The sequence below is a fragment of the Streptomyces sp. NPDC104831 genome (assembly GCF_055583025.1).
In genome coordinates, this window is record NZ_JBVJOT010000128.1 from 1 (window position 1) to 4,670 (window position 4,670).

A 4,670-nucleotide genomic window follows, 5' to 3' on the forward strand; every position below is an offset into this window, starting at 1 on the left:
TGCGGCGGGACGGGAGATCGGACGTTACCGGCATCGCGAACTCGTCAGCCACGCAGTTTCCGCACCGTAACCAGCAGTTACGGGACAACCTCTAGGTAGAGAAGCCTCATTCGCCTTGACACCGCTGGAGTTCCACGTGAACACGCCGCCCCGACGAGATCCAACTTCCCTGCAGGACCGCGTTCGTGCAGCTTCTGAGTCTATGGAGCAGACTCTCGAGTCGTTCCACGCAGAGATAGACGGTACCGACGACCCCAGGCTCTGCCATCGCGAGCATCTGATCCATCTGGCAGTCCAAGTGATCGAGGAGTTCCGCAAGTACAAGCACGAACTAACAGCTGTGCTGGCAGAACTGCCGCCGGAGGAAGGAGAGACGCAGTCCTCAGCTGAGGACCTGGCGAAGAAAATCTTCGGGCCCCGTCGCTGTGCCAAATTCCTCGCACTCATTCTGCTGCAGTTGGATGCCGTGCTCAGGCGGCCACACGTGCTGGTCGTGTTCCATCCACATGTACATGTAGCGTTCCTCGCACGGAACGCCGCACTTGAGGGCGACGCTGAGGTTGTCGACGCGTTCACCAAAGACGTACTGGGCCGGCACCCCGGCCGCTGGCGCGGAGCCGTGGAGATGGCCCTGTTAGGGGACTGGGTCGACCTGTTGGCATGCAGAGACGGTGCTTTCTACGTCAAGGACGTGCTCAAGCGTGAGGCGAAGGAGCACCACAGGCAGCTGCAGCCGCTGTGGGAGCGGAAGGCAAGGGGGAAGTCGACCCTCCTGCTGGGGCAGCCGGTTGACGCGACCCGAACCGTCGAAGACCTGCTGGTCGATCACCGCACCCCCGAACAGAAGCTGCTGTCCAACGAGCTCGACACGCGGATCGCTTCGGTGCTGAAGGCGATGCGACCTGCCGAGCAGGCCCTCGCCCTGGAGTGGTCAGCGGCCCGCGACTCCTGGGGTTCGGTAGCCAGCGAACTCAGCTACGAGCGACAGTTCGGAGACAGGGTGCGGCGCAAGCTCAAGAGACTGGGCGACCGCCACATGGACCGGGCCGCGGCGGCAGACCGCACCGCACGGAGACTGAAGTGAACATACTCTCCGCCGCGCTGCCCGAATTCCTCGGGAGCCTGTGCGCCACACTCATCGTGGCGCTGGCCGGCTGGATGAAACGCCGCTGGCGCCGACAGGCCCGCACGCAGGACACCACGCTGAGTCCTGCGACCGGTGAGACCGGCCGGGCCGGTGCCATGGACCGCCCCGGCCCGGCCGCTGACCAACGTCAGCCAGCCGATCCGACATCCAGGACTTCGGCGATCCCGCTCGCCACGCTGCAGGTGCCCCAGCACGAAGCGCCGAACGCTGTGATCGGCGCAGCGCTGTCCAGGGGCGGGGCCTCGGCCACGGCGTCAACGGCGAGCACCTCTTCGTGAAGGCGATTGGACAGCTCCGCCATGACGCCGGGCAGCCGGCGGGAGGCGGCGACCGCGGTGAAGAAGCCTGGTCAGAAGGCCGCCCTCGAGTTCCTGGTCCACCGAGGCGACTACCAACCCGTGGTCGACGGCTGGCTGTCGCAGGCCCTCGCCAACCACTTGGGCCACTACGCCGACCCGGCCACTCGCACGGCCGCCGCCGACTCGCTGCCCGACCGGGTGAGGGCCCACGCCGCCCTGCTCGCCGCGCTCACCCGCCTTCACGCCCCGGACGCCGACGGCGAGCTGGGGTTCGCCGACCGCCTCGCCCAGGACGACCCGGCCGCCACCCACGCGCTCGCCGCCTGGCTGGAGCACCGCCTCGTGCCTTCCAGTCCGGCGGGTGCGACAGTGCGCGGTGAGCCCGGCCGACCGCGTGGTGGCCTCCTGGGTGGAGGTGACCGGCTGCGGCACCCGCTACGAGGACCTGACGGCCGACGGCCAGGTCCACGTCGACTACACGCCGCCGCTGGGGGAGCCCTGGTTCGAGGGAGGACGACCCCGACTACAACCCGGTCTGCGCCTACCCGCGCCCGCCGAAGCAGTGGTGCGACGCATACATCGGATGTCGCCTCTGCGGGCAGTGCCGCGCACCGCACGTCTGGCTACCGCTCCCGAACTGATCACCAGCACCCGTGCCCGGGGCAGCGCCCAGCCCCGGGCACGGCATAGTGCCGGGGTGACCACGACACCGGACCGTCTGGACCTGCCCGCCCGCCGGCGCCGCAACGCGCGGCTGATCGCCGCCCTGACCCAGCTGATCGGCGCCTGCGCCGAAGCGGCGGGCGCCGTCTACCAGCCGATCGCCGCCGCCCCGCACACCCAGGAGGCCGTGGAGGCCCTGTGCTCGTGAAGATCCGGCAGGGGGACATGTCCCCCTGCCGGATCTTCACGAGCACAGGGCCTCCACGGCCTCCTGGGTGTGCGGGGCGGCGGCGATCGGCTGGTAGACGGCGCCCGCCGCTTCGGCGCAGGCGCCGATCAGCTGGGTCAGGGCGGCGATCAGCCGCGCGTTGCGGCGCCGGCGGGCGGGCAGGTCCAGACGGTCCGGTGTCGTGGTCACCCCGGCACTATGCCGTGCCCGGGGCTGGGCGCTGCCCCGGGCACGGGTGCTGGTGATCAGTTCGGGAGCGGTAGCCAGACGTGCGGTGCGCGGCACTGCCCGCAGAGGCGACATCCGATGTATGCGTCGCACCACTGCTTCGGCGGGCGCGGGTAGGCGCAGACCGGGTTGTAGTCGGGGTCGTCCTCCCTCGAACCAGGGCTCCCCCAGCGGCGGCGTGTAGTCGACGTGGACCTGGCCGTCGGCCGTCAGGTCCTCGTAGCGGGTGCCGCAGCCGGTCACCTCCACCCAGGAGGCCACCACGCGGTCGGCCGGGCTCACCGCGCACTGTCGCACCCGCCGGACTGGAAGGCACGAGGCGGTGCTCCAGCCAGGCGGCGAGCGCGTGGGTGGCGGCCGGGTCGTCCTGGGCGAGGCGGTCGGCGAACCCCAGCTCGCCGTCGGCGTCCGGGGCGTGAAGGCGGGTGAGCGCGGCGAGCAGGGCGGCGTGGGCCCTCACCCGGTCGGGCAGCGAGTCGGCGGCGGCCGTGCGAGTGGCCGGGTCGGCGTAGTGGCCCAAGTGGTTGGCGAGGGCCTGCGACAGCCAGCCGTCGACCACGGGTTGGTAGTCGCCTCGGTGGACCAGGAACTCGAGGGCGGCCTTCTGACCAGGCTTCTTCACCGCGGTCGCCGCCTCCCGCCGGCTGCCCGGCGTCATGGCGGAGCTGTCCAATCGCCTTCACGAAGAGGTGCTCGCCGTTGACGCCGTGGCCGAGGCCCCGCCCCTGGACAGCGCTGCGCCGATCACAGCGTTCGGCGCTTCGTGCTGGGGCACCTGCAGCGTGGCGAGCGGGATCGCCGAAGTCCTGGATGTCGGATCGGCTGGCTGACGTTGGTCAGCGGCCGGGCCGGGGCGGTCCATGGCACCGGCCCGGCCGGTCTCACCGGTCGCAGGACTCAGCGTGGTGTCCTGCGTGCGGGCCTGTCGGCGCCAGCGGCGTTTCATCCAGCCGGCCAGCGCCACGATGAGTGTGGCGCACAGGCTCCCGAGGAATTCGGGCAGCGCGGCGGAGAGTATGTTCACTTCAGTCTCCGTGCGGTGCGGTCTGCCGCCGCGGCCCGGTCCATGTGGCGGTCGCCCAGTCTCTTGAGCTTGCGCCGCACCCTGTCTCCGAACTGTCGCTCGTAGCTGAGTTCGCTGGCTACCGAACCCCAGGAGTCGCGGGCCGCTGACCACTCCAGGGCGAGGGCCTGCTCGGCAGGTCGCATCGCCTTCAGCACCGAAGCGATCCGCGTGTCGAGCTCGTTGGACAGCAGCTTCTGTTCGGGGGTGCGGTGATCGACCAGCAGGTCTTCGACGGTTCGGGTCGCGTCAACCGGCTGCCCCAGCAGGAGGGTCGACTTCCCCCTTGCCTTCCGCTCCCACAGCGGCTGCAGCTGCCTGTGGTGCTCCTTCGCCTCACGCTTGAGCACGTCCTTGACGTAGAAAGCACCGTCTCTGCATGCCAACAGGTCGACCCAGTCCCCTAACAGGGCCATCTCCACGGCTCCGCGCCAGCGGCCGGGGTGCCGGCCCAGTACGTCTTTGGTGAACGCGTCGACAACCTCAGCGTCGCCCTCAAGTGCGGCGTTCCGTGCGAGGAACGCTACATGTACATGTGGATGGAACACGACCAGCACGTGTGGCCGCCTGAGCACGGCATCCAACTGCAGCAGAATGAGTGCGAGGAATTTGGCACAGCGACGGGGCCCGAAGATTTTCTTCGCCAGGTCCTCAGCTGAGGACTGCGTCTCTCCTTCCTCCGGCGGCAGTTCTGCCAGCACAGCTGTTAGTTCGTGCTTGTACTTGCGGAACTCCTCGATCACTTGGACTGCCAGATGGATCAGATGCTCGCGATGGCAGAGCCTGGGGTCGTCGGTACCGTCTATCTCTGCGTGGAACGACTCGAGAGTCTGCTCCATAGACTCAGAAGCTGCACGAACGCGGTCCTGCAGGGAAGTTGGATCTCGTCGGGGCGGCGTGTTCACGTGGAACTCCAGCGGTGTCAAGGCGAATGAGGCTTCTCTACCTAGAGGTTGTCCCGTAACTGCTGGTTACGGTGCGGAAACTGCGTGGCTGACGAGTTCGCGATGCCGGTAACGTCCGATCTCCCGTCCCGCCGCA

6 protein-coding genes are annotated in these 4,670 nt (G+C 68.8%); 3 read left to right on the top strand and 3 right to left on the bottom strand.

The genetic code is table 11. The annotated features are described in order from the left end of the window. The first annotated feature begins 202 nt into the window (after positions 1-202). The 3 genes from ACZ63H_RS38385 to ACZ63H_RS38395 all read left to right on the top strand — a co-directional run bounded on the left by ACZ63H_RS38385 (position 203) and on the right by ACZ63H_RS38395 (position 2,317). Complete coding sequence (locus ACZ63H_RS38385; RefSeq protein ID WP_469873090.1) at positions 203-1,084, top strand: hypothetical protein; 882 nt, start codon at positions 203-205, stop codon at positions 1,082-1,084. Continuing rightward, the gene (locus tag ACZ63H_RS38390; RefSeq protein ID WP_469873091.1) at positions 1,081-1,425 is read left to right on the top strand and encodes a hypothetical protein; all 345 of its coding nucleotides are present in this window, start codon (positions 1,081-1,083) and stop codon (positions 1,423-1,425) included. The genes ACZ63H_RS38385 and ACZ63H_RS38390 overlap by 4 nt, the downstream gene beginning before the upstream one ends. Before the next feature lie 718 nt (positions 1,426-2,143). Continuing rightward, positions 2,144-2,317: a hypothetical protein gene (locus ACZ63H_RS38395; protein ID WP_469873092.1), complete on the top strand. Its 174-nt coding sequence runs from the start codon at positions 2,144-2,146 to the stop codon at positions 2,315-2,317. Between the two features lie 36 nt (positions 2,318-2,353). Here the strand turns inward: ACZ63H_RS38395 and ACZ63H_RS38400 are convergent, their stop codons facing one another. The 3 genes from ACZ63H_RS38400 to ACZ63H_RS38410 all read right to left on the bottom strand — a co-directional run bounded on the left by ACZ63H_RS38400 (position 2,354) and on the right by ACZ63H_RS38410 (position 4,468). Continuing rightward, entirely contained in the window at positions 2,354-2,527 is a 174-nt protein-coding gene (locus ACZ63H_RS38400; protein WP_469873092.1) for a hypothetical protein, read from the bottom strand. A gap of 718 nt (positions 2,528-3,245) precedes the next feature. Continuing rightward, positions 3,246-3,590, bottom strand: a complete 345-nt coding sequence (locus ACZ63H_RS38405; protein ID WP_469873091.1) for a hypothetical protein — start codon at positions 3,588-3,590, stop codon at positions 3,246-3,248. Beyond that, a complete protein-coding gene (locus ACZ63H_RS38410) occupies positions 3,587-4,468 on the bottom strand; it encodes a hypothetical protein (RefSeq protein WP_469873090.1) in 882 nt (293 codons plus the stop codon). Before ACZ63H_RS38410 ends, ACZ63H_RS38405 begins: the two co-directional genes overlap by 4 nt. Positions 4,469-4,670: the final 202 nt, after the last annotated feature.